A 16,832-nucleotide genomic window follows, 5' to 3' on the forward strand; every position below is an offset into this window, starting at 1 on the left:
TGACTTTTGTTTCACATTCCTGTGACATACTATCGGGAGAGCAGCACATCTGTGGAACAAGGAGACAGACATGAACAATAAGGGCTCCAGCCTGACCCCGGCTCAGGCACTGGATAAACTGGACGCATTGTATGAGCAATCGGTTAAGGCTCTGCGTAGCGCCATTGGCAAGTACATTGAAACCGGGACGCTTCCTGACATCATCGCCCGAGATAAAGGTCTTTTTGTTTACCCTTCACTTTCTGTAACCTGGGATGGCAGCGCAACGAATCCTCCAAAAACACGCGCCTATGGCCGTTTTACCCATGCTGGCTGCTATACCACGACCATTACTCGCCCGTCTCTGTTCCGACCTTATCTTGAAGAACAGCTCACTCTGCTGTACCAGGATTACGATGCGCATATCTCTGTCGAACCGTCCCAGCACGAGATCCCCTACCCCTACGTGATAGACGGTTCTGAGTTGACGCTCGACCGCTCCATGAGCGCTGGATTAACGCGCCATTTCCCCACTACCGAACTGTCGCAGATTGGCGATGAAACCGCGGATGGAACATTCCACCCGGCAGAGTTTTCTCCCCTGTCACACTTCGACGCCCGACGCGTTGATTTTTCACTTGCACGCCTGCGCCATTACACCGGCACACCGGTAGAACATTTTCAGCCCTTCGTACTGTTCACCAACTACACTCGCTATGTCGATGAGTTTGTGCGCTGGGGCTGTAGCCAGATCCTCGACCCGGACAGTCCTTATATTGCGCTGTCATGCGCCGGCGGGATTTGGATTACCGCAGAAACCGAGGCGCCTGAAGAGGCCATTTCCGATCTTGCCTGGAAGAAACACCAGATGCCCGCCTGGCATTTAATCACCGCCGACGGTCAGGGGATCACGCTGGTGAATATCGGCGTTGGCCCGTCAAACGCCAAAACCATTTGCGATCACCTGGCGGTCCTGCGTCCTGACGTCTGGCTAATGATTGGGCACTGTGGCGGCCTGCGTGAGAGCCAGGCCATTGGTGATTACGTTCTCGCCCACGCCTACCTACGCGATGACCACGTGCTGGATGCCGTACTGCCGCCAGATATTCCGATTCCGAGCATCGCCGAAGTCCAGCGTGCGTTGTATGACGCCACCAAAGAGGTCAGCGGTATGCCCGGTGAAGAGGTAAAACAACGGCTGCGTACCGGTACCGTCGTCACCACCGACGATCGTAACTGGGAGCTGCGCTATTCTGCCTCTGCGCTGCGTTTTAATCTCAGCCGTGCCGTCGCTATCGATATGGAAAGCGCCACGATTGCCGCCCAGGGTTACCGCTTCCGCGTACCTTACGGCACTCTGCTTTGCGTTTCCGATAAGCCGCTGCACGGAGAGATTAAACTGCCAGGCCAGGCCAACCGTTTTTATGAAGGTGCAATTTCCGAGCATCTGCAAATCGGTATTCGGGCAATCGATCGGCTTCGCGCTGAAGGCGATCGCCTGCACTCCCGCAAACTACGTACGTTCAACGAACCGCCGTTCCGTTAAGGCCTGAAGGTAACTATGCATAACTCAACGCCCCTTTCCGCCCTGCGCAATCTCCTGTTAGCACAGGGACTGGATGGTATGATTGTTCCACGCGCCGACGCTCATCAGAGTGAGGATTGCACACCACACGACAATAAACTTGCCTGGCTTACCGGCTTTAGCGGTTCAGCCGGTCTGGCACTGGTGCTTCGCGATCGCGCATTAATGTTTGTCGATGGACGTTACCAGGTCCAGGTGCGTAACGAAGTCTCCCTGGACGATTTCGAGATTCATCATTTACACGACGAGCCGCTAGCCGATTATTTGCAGACGCATGTGCCAGCAGGTACCCGCATTGGCTTTGAGCCTCTGCTGATGGTCAACAGCCAGTTTGAGGCGCTTTCGGCCACTCATTGCGAACTGGTCGCGCTGGAAACCGATCCTTTCGATACAGTCTGGCTCGACCGTCCGGCTGCCCCCTGCGGCATCATCCGCGAAATGCCCATTGAGATCAGCGGCGAAAGCAGTGCGCAGAAACGCGCACGGATCGTCGAGCAACTTGCTCAGCATCAGGCTGACTTTCTGGCAATCACCCTGCCCGATAACATCGCCTGGCTGCTCAATGTGCGCGGTTCAGATCTCAATATGGTTCCGGTGCCTTTTTCGTTTGCCTTGCTGCATCGCAGTGGTGAACTGGAGTGGTTCGTGGATGCCAACAAAACGCAGCAGTTACCCGAAGCGCTACTGAACGCATTAACGATTTCGCCACAAGAGGATTTTCTGTCTCGCTGCCAGCAACTTGCCCACGGGAAACGCTTCCTGGTCGATAAAGACTATGCACCAGTTGCACTGCGATTCGCCATTGAACAGCACGGCGGCGAACTCCTCTGGGCACCCGATCCCATAACGCTTATCAAAGCACATAAAAATGACACAGAACTGGCGGGTTATCGCGAATGTCATGAGCAGGATGGTGCCGCTTGGGTGAACTTCCTCGCCTGGCTGGCGCATGAAGTCCCCTTACGTGAGGCGGCGGGTAATCCGGTAACCGAACTGGAAGCCCAGGAAAAACAGTTGGCGTTTCGCCAGCAGCAGCCTGGGTTTATTGAGCAGAGTTTTGGTACGATTTCAGCATCAGCCAGCAATGCGGCAATGTGTCATTATCATTCCAGTGAAAAAACCAATACCCCCATCACCTCTCAGGCGATGTATTTGAATGATTCTGGCGGTCAGTATCATAACGGCACCACGGATACCACGCGCACCCTCGCCTTTGGCCCGCAGGATCCACAGCGTCGACTGCATTACACTGCAGTGCTGAAAGGCTTTTTATCGCTGATCACGTTGCAATTCCCGAGCGGTACTCAGGGGCATCAACTGGATGCGTTTAGCCGTCGGGCACTTTGGGCGCTGGGCCTGGATTACGATCATGGCACCGGCCACGGTGTCGGACATCAGTTGTTGATCCACGAGCAACCGCACCGCATTGCGAAGAAAGTGAATCCCTGGCCTCTGGTTGCGGGCAACATTATTACCATCGAACCAGGATATTATCTGGCCGGACAATACGGTATCCGCATTGAGAATCAGGTGGAGGTTATCGACAGTCGCCCTGGCTTTTGCCGCTTCTCCACGTTGACGCTAGTGCCCATTGATTTGAATCTGGTTGAGTTGCATCTGCTGAGCGAGAGCGAAAAGCAGTGGATTGATGATTACCATCAGCAAGTCAGAGAAACCTTGTCACCGCGCGTAAACAGTGATGCTCGTCCATGGCTATTTGCTGCCACCGCGCCGATTCGTGTTCAGGCCAATTAATGCATTAAAAAAGGCAGCCCGCAGGCTGCCTTAGTTCTCCCCAACATCTTACGGCTTAACTGTTACGGATGTATTCATCCATTTCAGTTTTCAGGTTATCGGACTTGGTGCCGAAAATAGCCTGAACACCAGAACCCGCAACCACCACGCCTGCTGCACCCAGTTTCTTCAGGCCAGCCTGATCCACTTTGGCGACGTCAGCCACGCTGACACGCAGACGCGTAATGCACGCATCGAGGTTAGTGATGTTTTCTTTTCCGCCGAACGCAGCAACCAGGGCCGGAGCCATTTCACCCGTTGCGCCCGCTTTGCTGTCTTCAGTCGCGTCTTCACGACCCGGTGTTTTCAGGTCCAGCGCTTTGATCAGCACACGGAAGATGGTGTAGTAGGCGATAGCATAGCCAGCACCGACAATTGGGAACAGCCACAGTTTGCTGCTGTTACCGGACAGAACGATAAAGTCGATCAGACCATGAGAGAACGACGTACCGTCACGCATACCCAGCAGGATACAGATCGGGAATGCCAGGCCTGCCAGAATCGCGTGGATGATGTACAGGATCGGCGCCACGAACATGAAGGAGAACTCGATCGGCTCGGTAATACCGGTCAGGAACGAGGTCAGCGCCGCGGAGATCATGATACCGCCCACTTTCGCGCGGTTTTCTGGTTTTGCAGAATGCCAGATAGCAATAGCGGCAGCCGGCAGACCGTACATTTTGAACAGGAAGCCACCAGACAGCATGCCCGCAGTCGGGTCACCCGCCATATAGCGAGGGATATCGCCGTGGAACACCTGGCCCGCAGCGTTGGTGTATTCGCCAATCTGCATCTGGAATGGAACGTTCCAGATATGGTGCAGACCAAACGGTACCAGGCAGCGTTCAATGAAGCCGTAGATACCGAACGCCACAACCGGGTTCTGGTACGCAGCCCATTGGGAGAATGTCTGGATAGCAGTACCGATCGGCGGCCAAATGAAGGACAGGACCACACCCGTAAAGATGGCAGCCAGACCAGAAATAATTGGAACGAAGCGCTTACCGGCAAAGAAGCCAAGATACTCAGGCAGTTTGATACGGTAGAAACGGTTGAACATATACGCTGCTATCGCACCGGAGATAATCCCCCCGAGAACACCCGTATCAGCAAGGTGTTTAGCTGCGATCTCTTCAGCAGGTAAATGCAGAACCAGCGGCGCAACCACAGCCATGGTCTTGACCATGATGCCGTAGGCAACCACTGAAGCCAGTGCGGAAACACCGTCATTGTTGGTGAAGCCTAACGCGACACCGATGGCAAAAATCAACGGCATGTTTGCAAAAACAGAACCGCCTGCTTCTGCCATAACGTGCGATACAACGGCTGGCAGCCAGCTGAAGTTAGCGGAACCGACGCCCAGCAGGATACCTGCGATCGGGAGTACGGATACCGGCAGCATCAGCGATTTACCGACCTTTTGCAGGTTAGCAAATGCATTCTTAAACATAATTAGGAGTGCTCCTGAGTATTTGTGCTTATACACTTCATCCTTCAAACCGCCTCAGTGTTGGCTGCGCTCGTTCATCCCAGTCACTTACTTAAGTAAGCTCCTGCAATTCACCCACTTGCCGCCTTGATGCTGCTTGAATGATTTTGCGTATTCTACGTTCTCACGCATTGGCGAGGGGGGAGAACCTCGCCGTGAACAGGGCATCTAAGTACCCTTTATTTATTACACAGAGTAAAATAATTCAGCTTATTTTTGTTTGACGGCTATCACAATTCAGCTGTGGATAGCCGTAAAATTCGCACAATCCGATAAAATGAGTATCTGAATGTGTCTAACTGGTTATTCACCGCCCATTTTATGGCGGTGAACTTTACTCGGTTTACTTATTAATTACGAGCTTTAAAAAAACTCAATTAACGGATAGATTGCAGGCGAGAAGCGTTGATGTGAAACAGGCGGGCAAAGTTATCAGTGGTGATTTGCGCCAGTTCTTCAACGGCAACACCTTTCAATACGGCCATATACTCTGCGACATCACGAACCATGGCGGGCTGGTTCTCTTTACCACGATGCGGTACCGGCGCAAGGTACGGAGAGTCAGTCTCAACTAACAAGCGATCCAAAGGAACATAGCGCGCGGCGTCGCGTAACTGTTCGGCGTTACGGAACGTGACGATGCCGGAAAAAGAGATATAGAATCCGAGATCCAGCAATTTGCCCGCAGTTTCCCTGTCCTCTGTAAAACAGTGTAGTACGCCGCCACAATCCGTCACCTTTTCTTCGCGCAGAATCGACAGCGTATCGGCTCGCGCATCGCGGGTATGGACGATCACCGGTTTTTGCAGTTCGCGGCCAATCTGAATGTGATGAATGAACGACTCCTGCTGACGCACTTTGGTTTCCGGGGTATAGAAATAGTCCAGCCCGGTTTCCCCCATCGCCACCACGCCGTCTTCCGCGGCAAAGCGGCGCAGGTCTTCAACATCATAAGTTTCATCCTGATTTAACGGATGAACACCGCAGGAGAACACCACATTGTCGCGCTCGCCAACCAGGTCACGCATGTTGCGGTATCCGGGTAAGGTGGTCGCCACGGCAAGACAAAACTTCACATCACGCGCTGCCGCTTTTGCCAGCACGTCATCCACGTCCTTATGCAGAGATTGATAATCCAGGCCATCGAGATGGCAGTGTGAGTCGACTAAAAACATAATGTCTCTCTCAAAGATGAGGAACAGGCAGTACGGTGCCTGGTTGCAGGTAATGCTCAATACGCAGGATAAGATCGGTTAATACCAGTTCACGGTTTACGCCCGTCACGTTGAGCAACTGCTGACGGCAGTGGCATACATCACCCAGCATCGCCTGAACCTGCGCCACGGAGAACCGTTCAGCAATGGATGAAATCAACGCCAGTGCATCAGGGTTAGTTAAATGGGCAGCACCATACGGACGTTTGAGCGCATCCGTCAACAGCGTTGCCAGCCAGTGTAAACGGGCTGCAGCTTGTTCATGGTTGAGCGCCGCCAGCAGCTGATACCAGTCGCCGGAATGCAAGGTGTTCGCCAGTGCCGCGCAAAAATCGCTACGGTGCGCCCAGCTTTCTGCCTGAAGCAACATGAGTGCCGCCCCAGGAGACCCGGCGCTCAGGCGTAGTGCGCTAAGAAGTGCATCCTGCGGGGCAGTCACTTCGCGGGCCAACCAGGAAACCGCATACGATTCCTCCGGGGGAGCAAGGTGATGCAATCGACAACGGCTACGTAATGTGGCAAGTAAGCGTGCCGGCTCGGTAGTAGCCAGGAAAAACCACGTTTGCGCCGGCGGCTCTTCTAACGTCTTTAGCAGGGCATTGGCTGCCGCATCCGTTAACTGGGCAGCGTCGGGGATCCACACCACTTTGGCACCGCCCAGACGCGAATGTTCGTACAGCTTTTCAGTGACTTCACGTACTGCGTCAACACCCAGCGTATTCTTTCCTTTTTCCGGCAGCAGAGAATAATAGTCAGGATGCGTTCCTGCCTGCATCAACTGGCAACCACGGCAATGTCCGCAGCTTTTATGCCCTTCCGGCTGCTGGCACATCAGATAGCGGCTAAGGGCGTAAATCAGCGCGTCGTCACCCATACCGGGTAACGCCTGAATCAGTAACGCATGGTGACCGCGACCCGCCTGGTAACTGGCGACAAGTTTTTCAAAATCGGGTCGTAACCATGGATACCATTTCATGCGCCCTGCTCCTGTACCCAATGGGTAATGGTGCTACGGATATCATTCATGACAGCTTCAAGCGGCTGTGTGGCATCTATGGTACGGATACTGGGATCTATCGCCGCCAGTTCCAGATAGCGGGCACGGGTGCGATTAAAGAAGTCAAAAGACTCCTGTTCAATGCGGTCCAGCTCACCACGAGCACGGGCACGCTTTAAACCGACTTCAGGCGTCACATCCAGATACAGCGTCAGGTCCGGGCGAAAATCACCGAGTACCGCATCACGCAGAGTGGCCAGCATCGTTTGGTCGATGCCACGGCCACCGCCCTGATAGGCCTGGGTCGACAGATCGTGACGGTCGCCAATCACCCAGGTGCCTTTCGCCAACGCGGGCTTAATGACGGTTTCGACCAGCTGAACACGTGCGGCGTAGAACATCAGCACTTCCGCTTTATCGGTAATCACTTCGTCACCGACCGACTTGATGTCCAGCACCAGGCTTCTTAATTTCTCTGCCAGCTGGGTCCCACCTGGCTCGCGGGTAAACACCATGTCGCGGATACCGAGTTGCTCAAGTGTCTCCACCACTACATCCCGCGCGGTAGTTTTTCCGGCGCCTTCCAGGCCCTCGATGACGATATAATTACTGCCCATTTTTTTCCTTAAGCACTTTCAGATAATCCTGCACAGAGCGGTTGTGGCTGGCAAGATTGGTATTAAATGTGTGACCACCTTTACCGTCAGCCACGAAATAGAGATACGGTGTTTTTGCCGGATGCGCGGCGGCCTGCAATGAGGCTTCGCCCGGCATAGCAATCGGGCCTGGCGGCAGCCCGGTAATGGTATAGGTGTTATACGCAGTCGGCGTTTCCAGGTCGGCACGCGACAATTTACCATTATACCGTGTGCCCATCCCGTAAATCACGGTCGGATCGGTCTGTAAGCGCATGCCAATACGTAAACGGTTTATAAACACCGAGGCCACCTGATCGCGCTCGCTGGCGACAGCGGTTTCTTTTTCAATAATAGAGGCCATGGTCACCAGCTGATTTTTGTCGGTATACGGTAGACCTTCGGCACGCCCTTCCCAGGCAGTATCAACAGCTTTGACCATTTTCTGGTGCGCACGCTTCAGCAGCGCCACATCCGAGGTATTGGCGGTATACATCCAGGTATCCGGCCAGAACCAGCCTTCCACCCATTCCGGGTTCTCCAGCTTCAGCGCCTCGGCAACGGTAGCGTAGTTGTCGTCGCTCAATGTGTGCTTGATATAGGGCGCATCGCGCAGCTGTTTAAGGTAATCGCTCAGGCGCATGCCCTCAACCAGACGTAATGGGAACTGTGCTTCTTTTCCGCTTTCCAGCAGTTGCAACATTTCCCGTACGGTCATATCCGGTGTTAAGCGGTAGGTCCCGGCTTTAAAATGTGAAAGGTCGGGTTCAATACGCAACAGCCACTGAAACACGCGCGGGCGATTAATCACCTTGTCCGCATACAGCTGCTCGCCAAGCGCCAGACGACCCGTGCCTGCTTTCAGCGTAAAAATCGTTTCATCTTTAATCAATAATTTACTGTCCGCCAGATGGCGAACTTTCCACATTCCCACACCCGTGGCAATGCCCAGCACAACCAGCAATAAAAGAACAACAAGTAACAATTTTTTCATGACTAATTTGGGTGCTCACAAAGTGGGGCTAAAAAATCGAATAACAAACGTGAAGACAACATCTTGTCACCACAGGCACGCACGGGCACCACCGGCATTAATGCATTACAGACAACCATCTCATCCGCCTGCATCACGTCCTCTTCCCGCGCATACACTTCGACAATCTGGAACGGTGATTGTGCCAGCATCCGCATACAGAATTGTCGCATAATGCCGTTCACGCCCGCCTGGTCCATCCGTGGGGTGTACACCACATCGTCTTTACGCCAGAACACATTAGCCGCACAGCATTCCGTAACCCATCCCTCACTGTCAAGAACCAGCGCTTCATCGGCGTCTGTCTGCTCAAGATGAGAACGAATTAATACCTGCTCCAGCCGGTTCAAGTGTTTAATTCCGGCAAGCATCGGATTGCGCCCCAGACGCACAGGACTTACAGCCAGAGCAATCCCATCGTTCTGCCAACGAGCGTAATGTGCGGGAAAGGCAGAAGTAGAGAGAATACGCGTGGGCGAATGACAGTTCGCGCCACTGTAGCCCCGGCCCCCGCTACCACGACTGATGATCACTTTCAGTACACCACGTGTATGCCCGACCGCCAGCATTTGCATTTCATCTTGCAGTTCTGACCACTTATCGAAGGGGATCAGCAATTTTTTGCATGCGTCGTCTAAGCGCTGGAGATGCGCCGAAAGAAAACACACATTACCATCGACAATTCGCGCGGTGGTAAAACATCCGTCACCAAACTGCGTCGCACGATCGCTTGCAACCAACGTGCCCTGCTCACGGCCATTAATTAAGAACATGGTGGCTCCTTATTCGTGGTCAGCTAGTTTGGCAGGATGCCAAAGCGAGGACAAGGTCGAAAAATCGAATAAAAAAGGTCCGCAAGCGGACCTTTTTTATGACGCCAGGTAAGTTACCTGCGGGACTTAGATCTTTTTAAAGATCACCGAACCGTTAGTACCACCAAAGCCGAAGGAGTTACAAAGAGCATATTCCATGCCGCTGACCTGACGTGCTTCGTGCGGAACAAAGTCCAGGTCACAACCTTCATCCGGGTTATCCAGGTTGATGGTTGGTGGAACCGCCTGATCGCGCAGCGCCAGAATAGAGAAAATAGACTCTACCGCGCCCGCCGCACCCAACAGGTGTCCGGTCATGGATTTGGTCGAACTGACCATCACGCTACGTGCCGCATCACCAAAGACAGATTTCACTGCCTGAGTTTCCGCTTTATCGCCTGCTGGTGTAGACGTGCCATGTGCGTTGACATAGGCAATCTGACCGGGTTCGATAGCCGCGTCACGTAATGCATTGACCATCGCCAGTGCAGCACCCGCGCCGTTTTCCGGCGGCGAAGTCATATGGTAAGCATCGCTGCTCATCCCAAAACCGACCACTTCAGCGTAAATTTTTGCACCACGCGCTTTTGCATGCTCGTACTCTTCCAGTACCACCATACCAGCGCCGTCGCCCAGCACAAAACCGTCACGCTCTTTGTCCCACGGACGGCTTGCCGCTTGCGGGTTATCATTACGCGTAGACAGCGCACGTGCTGCGCCAAAACCACCCACACCCAGCGGTGTACTGGCTTTTTCAGCACCACCCGCAACCATCGCGTCTGCGTCGCCGTATGCAATGATACGCGCGGCATGACCGATGTTATGCACGCCTGAAGTGCAGGCGGTAGCGATGGAGATGCTTGGCCCTTGCAGGCCGTACATGATGGTCAAGTGACCGGCCACCATGTTAACAATCGTCGACGGAACGAAGAATGGACTGATCTTACGTGGTCCACCGTTTACCAACGAGGTATGGTTTTCTTCGATAAGACCGAGACCACCAATACCGGAGCCAATAGCGGCGCCAACACGGTGAGCGTTCTCTTCCGTAATTTCGAGACCAGAATCCTGCATGGCCTGAACGCCAGCGACAATTCCATATTGAATGAAGGCATCCATCTTGCGCTGTTCTTTGCGCGAGATAATGTCATCACAGTTAAAATCCTTTACTAAGCCAGCAAATTTCGTTGCATAGGCGCTAGTATCGAAATGGTCGATCAGGCTGATGCCACTCTGACCGGCAAGGAGAGCTTTCCAGGTAGACTCTACGGTATTGCCGACAGGAGACAACATGCCCAGTCCGGTCACAACTACACGACGCTTAGACACGGTTGTCCTCCAGGGAGGGAAAATAATTCAAGTGGGATAAAAAGATAAAACTCAGGCGGTCGAATGACCGCCTGGAGATGTTCACTTACGCCTGGTGACCGTTGATGTAATCAATGGCAGCCTGAACGGTAGTGATTTTCTCAGCTTCTTCGTCCGGAATCTCAGTATCAAACTCTTCTTCCAGAGCCATTACCAGCTCAACGGTGTCAAGAGAATCTGCGCCCAGGTCTTCAACGAAGGAAGCATTGTTGGTTACTTCTTCCTGCTTAACGCCCAGCTGTTCGCCGATAATTTTCTTAACGCGTTCTTCGATAGTGCTCATACTCTTAAATTTCCTATCAAAACTCGCTTTCGCGATGGTTTTCGTAGTGTATAAAATGTTGAAAAATTTGCAACTAAATCCCGGCAGGTCTTACCACGATTTTGCGTTATTTTGAGGGCATTCACCCTAATAACGCAAATTTTTTTATCTCGTGGTTAAACCATGTACATCCCGCCGTTGACATGCAAAGTCTCACCTGTGATGTAACTTGCTTCGTCAGAAGCTAAAAATGCAACCGCATTGGCGATTTCATTTGGGGAGCCAAGGCGCCCCGCAGGAACTGCCGCCAGCGTACCCGCACGCTGCTCATCAGTCAGCGCACGCGTCATGTCCGTTTCAATAAAGCCCGGAGCAACAACGTTTACAGTAATGCCACGAGACGCAACTTCACGCGCCAGTGATTTACTGAAGCCGATCAAACCCGCTTTCGCCGCAGCGTAGTTGGCCTGACCCGCATTTCCCATGGTACCAACCACAGAACCAATAGTGATAATACGACCATGACGCTTTTTCATCATAGCGCGCATTACCGCTTTTGACAGACGGAAAACAGATGACAGGTTGGTTTCGATGATATCGTTCCACTCGTCATCTTTCATGCGCATTAACAGGTTATCACGAGTAATCCCGGCATTATTAACCAGAATATCGACTTCCCCAAATTCTGCGCGAATATTTCCCAGAACAGATTCGATAGATGCAGGATCGGTCACATTCAACACCAGACCTTTACCATTTGCACCTAAGTAATCGCTAATGGCCTGCGCACCGCTTTCGCTGGTTGCAGTGCCGATCACTTTCGCGCCACGGGCAACGAGTGTTTCAGCAATTGCGCGGCCAATGCCACGGCTTGCACCGGTAACCAGCGCGATTTTTCCTTCAAAACTCATGGTTTTCCTCTTTTATTGCGCAAGCGCCGCAGTCAGCGCCGCCGGCTCATTCAATGCCGAAGCAGTCAGGGTATCAACAATACGTTTTGTCAGACCCGTGAGGACTTTACCCGGCCCCACTTCATACAGATGCTCTACGCCCTGGGACGCCATAAACTCGACGGTTTTGGTCCACTGAACCGGGCTGTACAGTTGGCGAACCAGCGCATCGCGGATCGCGTCTGCGTGGGTTTCGCACTTCACATCGACATTGTTCACAACCGGAACGGTCGGTGCGTTAAAAGTGATCTTCTGCAGTTCAACGGCCAGTTTTTCTGCTGCTGGTTTCATCAACGCGCAGTGAGACGGCACGCTAACCGGCAGCGGCAGAGCACGTTTCGCACCTGCGGCTTTACATGCTGCACCTGCACGTTCTACGGCTTCTTTATGCCCGGCAATCACCACCTGGCCCGGTGAGTTAAAGTTAACCGGTGATACAACCTGACCTTCTGCTGACTCTTCACAGGCTTTCGCGATGGACGCATCGTCCAGGCCGATGATAGCAGACATGCCACCCGTACCTTCCGGCACCGCTTCCTGCATGAATTTGCCACGCAGTTCAACCAGGCGTACGGCATCAGCAAAGTTGATGACACCCGCGCATACCAACGCAGAGTATTCACCCAAGCTATGCCCGGCCATCAGCGCAGGCGTTGCGCCACCCTGCTGCTGCCACACGCGGTACAATGCAACAGAGGCCGTTAACAGCGCTGGCTGCGTTTGCCAGGTTTTATTCAGTTCTTCTGCTGGTCCCTGCTGGGTAAGTGCCCACAGATCATAGCCCAGCGCAGCTGAAGCTTCAGCAAAAGTTTCTTCAACAATGGGGTAGGCTGCAGCCATTTCAGACAACATCCCAACGGTTTGAGATCCCTGACCCGGGAACACAAATGCAAATTGCGTCATGTTAAAATCCTTATACTAGAAACGAACCAGCGCCGAACCCCAGGTGAATCCACCCCCGAAGGCCTCAAGCAATATCAGCTGACCGGCTTTAATTCGTCCGTCGCGGACGGCTTCGTCCAACGCACATGGAACGGAAGCGGCTGACGTATTGCCATGTCTGTCCAGCGTTACCACGACATTATCCATCGACATGCCCAGCTTTTTCGCCGTCGCGCTGATAATGCGCAAGTTTGCCTGGTGCGGTACTAACCAGTCCAGGGCAGAACGGTCAAGATTATTAGCTGCCAGCGTTTCATCAACGATGTGTGCAAGCTCGGTAACCGCCACTTTAAAGACTTCGTTACCCGCCATGGTCAGATGAATCGGATTCTCCGGATTCACACGATCGGCATTCGGCAGTGTCAACAGTTCGCCATAACGACCATCAGCATGCAAATGTGTGGAGAGAATGCCTGGCTCTTCTGAGGCACTCAGTACCACCGCGCCAGCACCATCACCAAAAATAATGATCGTCCCGCGATCGGTCGGATCACAAGTACGCGCCAGCACATCAGACCCGATCACCAGCGCGTGCTTCACTGCGCCGGACTTAACATACAGGTCAGCCACGCTCAGGGCATAAGTAAAACCGGCGCAGGCAGCCGCGACGTCAAACGCCGGGCAGCCTTTAATTTCCAGCATACTTTGGATCTGGCACGCCGCACTCGGAAAAGCGTGCGTTGATGATGTGGTCGCAACCACAATCAGACCAATTTGATCTTTATCGATGCCAGCCATTTCAAGTGCGCGGTTTGCGGCGGCAAAGCCCATCGTCGCAACGGTTTCATTGGGCGCGGCAATATGGCGTTCACGGATACCTGTACGAGTGACAATCCACTCATCAGATGTCTCGACCATTTTTTCCAAATCGGCGTTAGTACGCACTTGTTCAGGCAGATAGCTGCCAGTACCAATAATCTTCGTATACATGTACGCTCAGTCACTTTTTGGTTATATACCGCTACGAACAAATCACGGGTAGGTAGGCTACGCTCTCGACCGCACTATCATCTGCGCGCCCGCGAGCGTGTCGTTTCGCCACCATCCAGCAGTTCGAATCCAGCTGGGTATACAGATTCCAGGCGAGCGGCAATTCGCTGAGGAACTTGTCGCTGCACCGCCTGCACTGCCTGTTCAATCGCAACTTCAAATGCTCGCTGATTGGCCGCACCATGACTTTTTATCACTGTGCCGCGCAATCCTAACAGACAGGCGCCATTATACTGGTCGGGGTTGAGGTGACTGAATCGCCTCGTTAGGCTTTTTTGTAACCAACGTTTTAATAACAGCAGCCACCACGACCGTTTTTTGCCCTCACCCTGAGATTTCAGCAGTGAAAGGAACATTCTTACAACACCTTCCATAGTCTTTAATGTGACATTGCCTGTAAAGCCGTCACAAACCAACACATCGGTTTTGCCAGTCAACAACTCATTGGCTTCAAGATAGCCGATATAGTTAATGGAAGGGATTGTTTTTAGCACAGCAGAAGCATCCCGAATACTGTCGAGACCCTTAGTTTCTTCTTCACCGATATTAAGCAATGCAACGCGAGGGCTGGCAATCCCAACCACCTCTTCTGCCAGCACGGAACCCATGACGGCAAATTGCACCAACATCGTACTGTCGCAATCAACGTTAGCGCCGAGATCCAGCACCACCGTTTTGCCCTTCTGCTGATGCGGCAACACCGTCACCAACGCAGGTCGCTCAATCCCCTCAAGGGGTTTGAGTAATAACTTCGCCAGTCCCATTAGCGCGCCCGTATTACCGGCGCTCACACAGGCTTCTGCACGACCTTCTTTCACGAGCTCCAGGGCAACACGCATAGAGCTACCACGACTGGCGCGGATAGCCTGCGAGGGCCGGGCATCACTGGCAATAACTGACTGAGCAGGGATAATCTGCAGACGTGAACGTTGTTCGAAGTCAGCTTTGGCAAGTAATGGCGTGATTGTATCGGGATCCCCGACTAAAAGAAGTGTGAGTTGCGAATTAGAATTCAGTGCCTGCAGTGCTGCAGGCACTGTCACGGTAGGGCCAAAATCGCCCCCCATGACATCTAACGCCAGGGTTAGACGTGTCAAGGTATCGTCGCTGCTCGGCCAGGTGTTTCCCCAGTTACCCGGGGAAAGCCTCACTAAGCTTCATCACGCTGGTTCTCTTTGTCTTTCTCACCGAGGTGGGAAATTCATTGAGCCATGCGTGATTACTTAGCGATTACCTTACGGCCGCGGTAGAAACCATCGGCAGTGATGTGGTGACGCAGGTGTTGTTCACCAGAAGTTTTGTCTACAGACAGGCTGGTGACTGCGGTCAGAGCGTCATGAGAACGACGCATGCCACGTTTGGAACGGGTTGGTTTATTCTGTTGTACGGCCATGGACCTTACTCCTCAATTACTTACGCTTTAAGCTGGCTAATACGGCAAATGGATTTGGTTTTTGCGCTTCATCAGGCAATTCACCAAAGACCATGTCCGCCTCGGACACTTCACAGTGTTCAGAATCATGCACCGGAACTACCGGCAAGGAGAGGATAATCTCATCTTCAACCATTGCAAGCAGATCGATTTCACCGAATTCGTTAACCTCAATCGGTTCATACGCTTCCGGCAGTGCTTCAGCCTGCTCGTCAGAACGGACAGGACTAAAACAATATGTTGTGTGGACATGGAGTGGGAACGGTTTCCCGCAACGCTGGCATGCGAGCGTAACCGAGACCTTCGCATCACCGGTAATAACGGCAAGACGTTGGTTATCGATCGCGAACGACATGGAGCATTCCACATCACTGTCCACACTGACTACAAAATCGGTGACGCGCTCTAACAGATCAGAAGTATAGATACCTTCATAATCGAGGCGTTTTTGAGCCGTACGAACCGGATCAAGAGTCAGGGGTAATTTTACCTTTTGCATAGGGCGCGCATATTAACTTTGTAACGTCATAGAGTCAAAGAAAAAGGCAGCCTGAGGTTGCCTTTTGCCAATAATTCGCACACATTGCGGGTCATCGACTTAAAATCACTCAAGTCTGGCCATAGCAGCCAACTTGAAGGTCGAGAGCCCTAGTTTAAAATGGCTCTCTTCATTACGCTATATGCGAGGGAAAAAATATGCCTCAACTCATTCTTGCGTCTACCTCTCCCTGGCGTCGCGCCTTGCTTGAAAAACTGGCCATCCCGTTCGAATGTGCAGCGCCTGAGGTTGATGAAACACCGCAGCCTGGCGAAACACCTCGGCATTTGGTATTACGTCTGGCCCAGGAAAAAGCGCAATCTCTTGCCCACCGCTACACATCACACCTCATTATTGGATCCGATCAAATTTGTGTACTTGATGGAGAAATAACCGGAAAACCGTTAACAGAAGAAAAGGCCAGACAACAATTAACCAAAGCCAGCGGCAATATTGTGACGTTTTACACCGGACTGGCGCTGTATAATTCTGCAAACGGGCACTTACAAACCGAAGTCGAACCGTTCGATGTTCATTTCCGTCATTTAAGTGAGACGGAAATTGATGATTACGTACGTAAAGAACGTCCGTTACATTGTGCCGGCAGTTTTAAAAGCGAAGGATTAGGTATTGCGCTCTTTGAGCGTCTGGAGGGCCGCGATCCTAATACGTTGGTTGGCCTGCCGCTGATTGCGTTGTGTCAGATGCTACGCCGGGAAGAGATGAATCCGCTGAAAGCCTGATTCATCTGCCTGATGGCGACGCGGTGCGTCTTATCAGGCCTACGACGCATAACGCAATGGTAGGCCTGA

Annotated in this window: 17 protein-coding genes; 3 read left to right on the forward strand and 14 right to left on the reverse strand. The window is 52.7% G+C overall.

Annotated features, from left to right (window positions below; translation table 11 throughout):
• Positions 1-70 precede the first annotated feature (70 nt).
• Both QNN86_RS08780 and QNN86_RS08785 read left to right on the forward strand, forming a co-directional pair.
• A complete protein-coding gene (locus tag QNN86_RS08780) occupies positions 71-1,525 on the forward strand; it encodes an AMP nucleosidase (protein ID WP_115258852.1) in 1,455 nt (484 codons plus the stop codon).
• A 15-nt stretch (positions 1,526-1,540) separates the two neighbouring features.
• Positions 1,541-3,319 carry an aminopeptidase P family protein gene (locus QNN86_RS08785; RefSeq protein WP_181619086.1) on the forward strand — a complete coding sequence of 593 codons (1,779 nt, stop codon included), beginning with the start codon at positions 1,541-1,543 and terminating at the stop codon, positions 3,317-3,319.
• A 55-nt stretch (positions 3,320-3,374) separates the two neighbouring features.
• On the opposite strand, the gene ptsG is transcribed toward QNN86_RS08785, so the two are convergent.
• The 14 genes from ptsG to yceD form a co-directional block, all read right to left on the reverse strand.
• Positions 3,375-4,808 carry a PTS glucose transporter subunit IIBC gene (ptsG, locus tag QNN86_RS08790; RefSeq protein ID WP_096757538.1) on the reverse strand — a complete coding sequence of 478 codons (1,434 nt, stop codon included), beginning with the start codon at positions 4,806-4,808 and terminating at the stop codon, positions 3,375-3,377.
• Between the two features lie 416 nt (positions 4,809-5,224).
• Positions 5,225-6,022, reverse strand: coding sequence for a metal-dependent hydrolase (locus QNN86_RS08795; RefSeq protein ID WP_181619085.1), 798 nt, complete (start codon positions 6,020-6,022; stop codon positions 5,225-5,227).
• 10 nt (positions 6,023-6,032) lie between these two features.
• On the reverse strand, positions 6,033-7,037 hold the full coding sequence (gene holB / locus QNN86_RS08800; protein ID WP_414210961.1) for a DNA polymerase III subunit delta': 1,005 nt from the start codon (positions 7,035-7,037) through the stop codon (positions 6,033-6,035).
• A complete protein-coding gene (tmk, locus tag QNN86_RS08805) occupies positions 7,034-7,675 on the reverse strand; it encodes a dTMP kinase (protein WP_137362073.1) in 642 nt (213 codons plus the stop codon). The genes holB and tmk overlap by 4 nt, the downstream gene beginning before the upstream one ends.
• The gene (gene yceG, locus QNN86_RS08810; RefSeq protein ID WP_182270064.1) at positions 7,665-8,687 is read right to left on the reverse strand and encodes a cell division protein YceG; all 1,023 of its coding nucleotides are present in this window, start codon (positions 8,685-8,687) and stop codon (positions 7,665-7,667) included. Before yceG ends, tmk begins: the two co-directional genes overlap by 11 nt.
• Before the next feature lie 2 nt (positions 8,688-8,689).
• Positions 8,690-9,499 (reverse strand): aminodeoxychorismate lyase, encoded by an 810-nt coding sequence (gene pabC / locus QNN86_RS08815; protein ID WP_182270065.1) that lies wholly within the window; start codon positions 9,497-9,499, stop codon positions 8,690-8,692.
• Between the two features lie 126 nt (positions 9,500-9,625).
• Positions 9,626-10,867 (reverse strand): beta-ketoacyl-ACP synthase II, encoded by a 1,242-nt coding sequence (gene fabF / locus QNN86_RS08820; RefSeq protein ID WP_115258859.1) that lies wholly within the window; start codon positions 10,865-10,867, stop codon positions 9,626-9,628.
• Positions 10,868-10,952: 85 nt separating this feature from the next.
• Complete coding sequence (gene acpP / locus QNN86_RS08825; protein ID WP_000103754.1) at positions 10,953-11,189, reverse strand: acyl carrier protein; 237 nt, start codon at positions 11,187-11,189, stop codon at positions 10,953-10,955.
• Between the two features lie 155 nt (positions 11,190-11,344).
• The gene (gene fabG, locus QNN86_RS08830) at positions 11,345-12,079 is read right to left on the reverse strand and encodes a 3-oxoacyl-ACP reductase FabG (RefSeq protein ID WP_096757545.1); all 735 of its coding nucleotides are present in this window, start codon (positions 12,077-12,079) and stop codon (positions 11,345-11,347) included.
• Positions 12,080-12,091: 12 nt separating this feature from the next.
• On the reverse strand, positions 12,092-13,021 hold the full coding sequence (gene fabD, locus QNN86_RS08835; RefSeq protein ID WP_096757546.1) for an ACP S-malonyltransferase: 930 nt from the start codon (positions 13,019-13,021) through the stop codon (positions 12,092-12,094).
• Between the two features lie 15 nt (positions 13,022-13,036).
• Complete coding sequence (gene fabH / locus QNN86_RS08840; protein ID WP_096757547.1) at positions 13,037-13,990, reverse strand: beta-ketoacyl-ACP synthase III; 954 nt, start codon at positions 13,988-13,990, stop codon at positions 13,037-13,039.
• A 77-nt stretch (positions 13,991-14,067) separates the two neighbouring features.
• On the reverse strand, positions 14,068-15,147 hold the full coding sequence (plsX, locus tag QNN86_RS08845; protein ID WP_096759432.1) for a phosphate acyltransferase PlsX: 1,080 nt from the start codon (positions 15,145-15,147) through the stop codon (positions 14,068-14,070).
• Between the two features lie 122 nt (positions 15,148-15,269).
• Positions 15,270-15,443, reverse strand: a complete 174-nt coding sequence (gene rpmF / locus QNN86_RS08850) for a 50S ribosomal protein L32 (RefSeq protein ID WP_003036242.1) — start codon at positions 15,441-15,443, stop codon at positions 15,270-15,272.
• A gap of 16 nt (positions 15,444-15,459) precedes the next feature.
• Positions 15,460-15,981, reverse strand: a complete 522-nt coding sequence (yceD, locus tag QNN86_RS08855) for a 23S rRNA accumulation protein YceD (RefSeq protein WP_115258860.1) — start codon at positions 15,979-15,981, stop codon at positions 15,460-15,462.
• Positions 15,982-16,178: 197 nt separating this feature from the next.
• On the opposite strand from yceD, the gene QNN86_RS08860 reads away from it, so the two are divergent.
• Positions 16,179-16,763, forward strand: coding sequence for a Maf family protein (locus QNN86_RS08860; RefSeq protein ID WP_096757549.1), 585 nt, complete (start codon positions 16,179-16,181; stop codon positions 16,761-16,763).
• Positions 16,764-16,832 lie beyond the last annotated feature (69 nt).

This window comes from Citrobacter sp. C348 (assembly GCF_047467975.1).
Classification (GTDB): Bacteria; Pseudomonadota; Gammaproteobacteria; order Enterobacterales; family Enterobacteriaceae; genus Citrobacter; species Citrobacter gillenii.

Coding starts and splice junctions, on each gene's coding strand:
- QNN86_RS08780 (WP_115258852.1), top strand. CDS start 71: ATGAACAATAAGGGCTCCAGCCTGACCCCGGCTCAGGCACTGGATAAA.
- QNN86_RS08785 (WP_181619086.1), top strand. CDS start 1,541: ATGCATAACTCAACGCCCCTTTCCGCCCTGCGCAATCTCCTGTTAGCA.
- ptsG (WP_096757538.1), bottom strand. CDS start 4,808: ATGTTTAAGAATGCATTTGCTAACCTGCAAAAGGTCGGTAAATCGCTG.
- QNN86_RS08795 (WP_181619085.1), bottom strand. CDS start 6,022: ATGTTTTTAGTCGACTCACACTGCCATCTCGATGGCCTGGATTATCAA.
- holB (WP_414210961.1), bottom strand. CDS start 7,037: ATGAAATGGTATCCATGGTTACGACCCGATTTTGAAAAACTTGTCGCC.
- tmk (WP_137362073.1), bottom strand. CDS start 7,675: ATGGGCAGTAATTATATCGTCATCGAGGGCCTGGAAGGCGCCGGAAAA.
- yceG (WP_182270064.1), bottom strand. CDS start 8,687: ATGAAAAAATTGTTACTTGTTGTTCTTTTATTGCTGGTTGTGCTGGGC.
- pabC (WP_182270065.1), bottom strand. CDS start 9,499: ATGTTCTTAATTAATGGCCGTGAGCAGGGCACGTTGGTTGCAAGCGAT.
- acpP (WP_000103754.1), bottom strand. CDS start 11,189: ATGAGCACTATCGAAGAACGCGTTAAGAAAATTATCGGCGAACAGCTG.
- fabG (WP_096757545.1), bottom strand. CDS start 12,079: ATGAGTTTTGAAGGAAAAATCGCGCTGGTTACCGGTGCAAGCCGTGGC.
- fabD (WP_096757546.1), bottom strand. CDS start 13,021: ATGACGCAATTTGCATTTGTGTTCCCGGGTCAGGGATCTCAAACCGTT.
- fabH (WP_096757547.1), bottom strand. CDS start 13,990: ATGTATACGAAGATTATTGGTACTGGCAGCTATCTGCCTGAACAAGTG.
- rpmF (WP_003036242.1), bottom strand. CDS start 15,443: ATGGCCGTACAACAGAATAAACCAACCCGTTCCAAACGTGGCATGCGT.
- yceD (WP_115258860.1), bottom strand. CDS start 15,981: ATGCAAAAGGTAAAATTACCCCTGACTCTTGATCCGGTTCGTACGGCT.
- QNN86_RS08860 (WP_096757549.1), top strand. CDS start 16,179: ATGCCTCAACTCATTCTTGCGTCTACCTCTCCCTGGCGTCGCGCCTTG.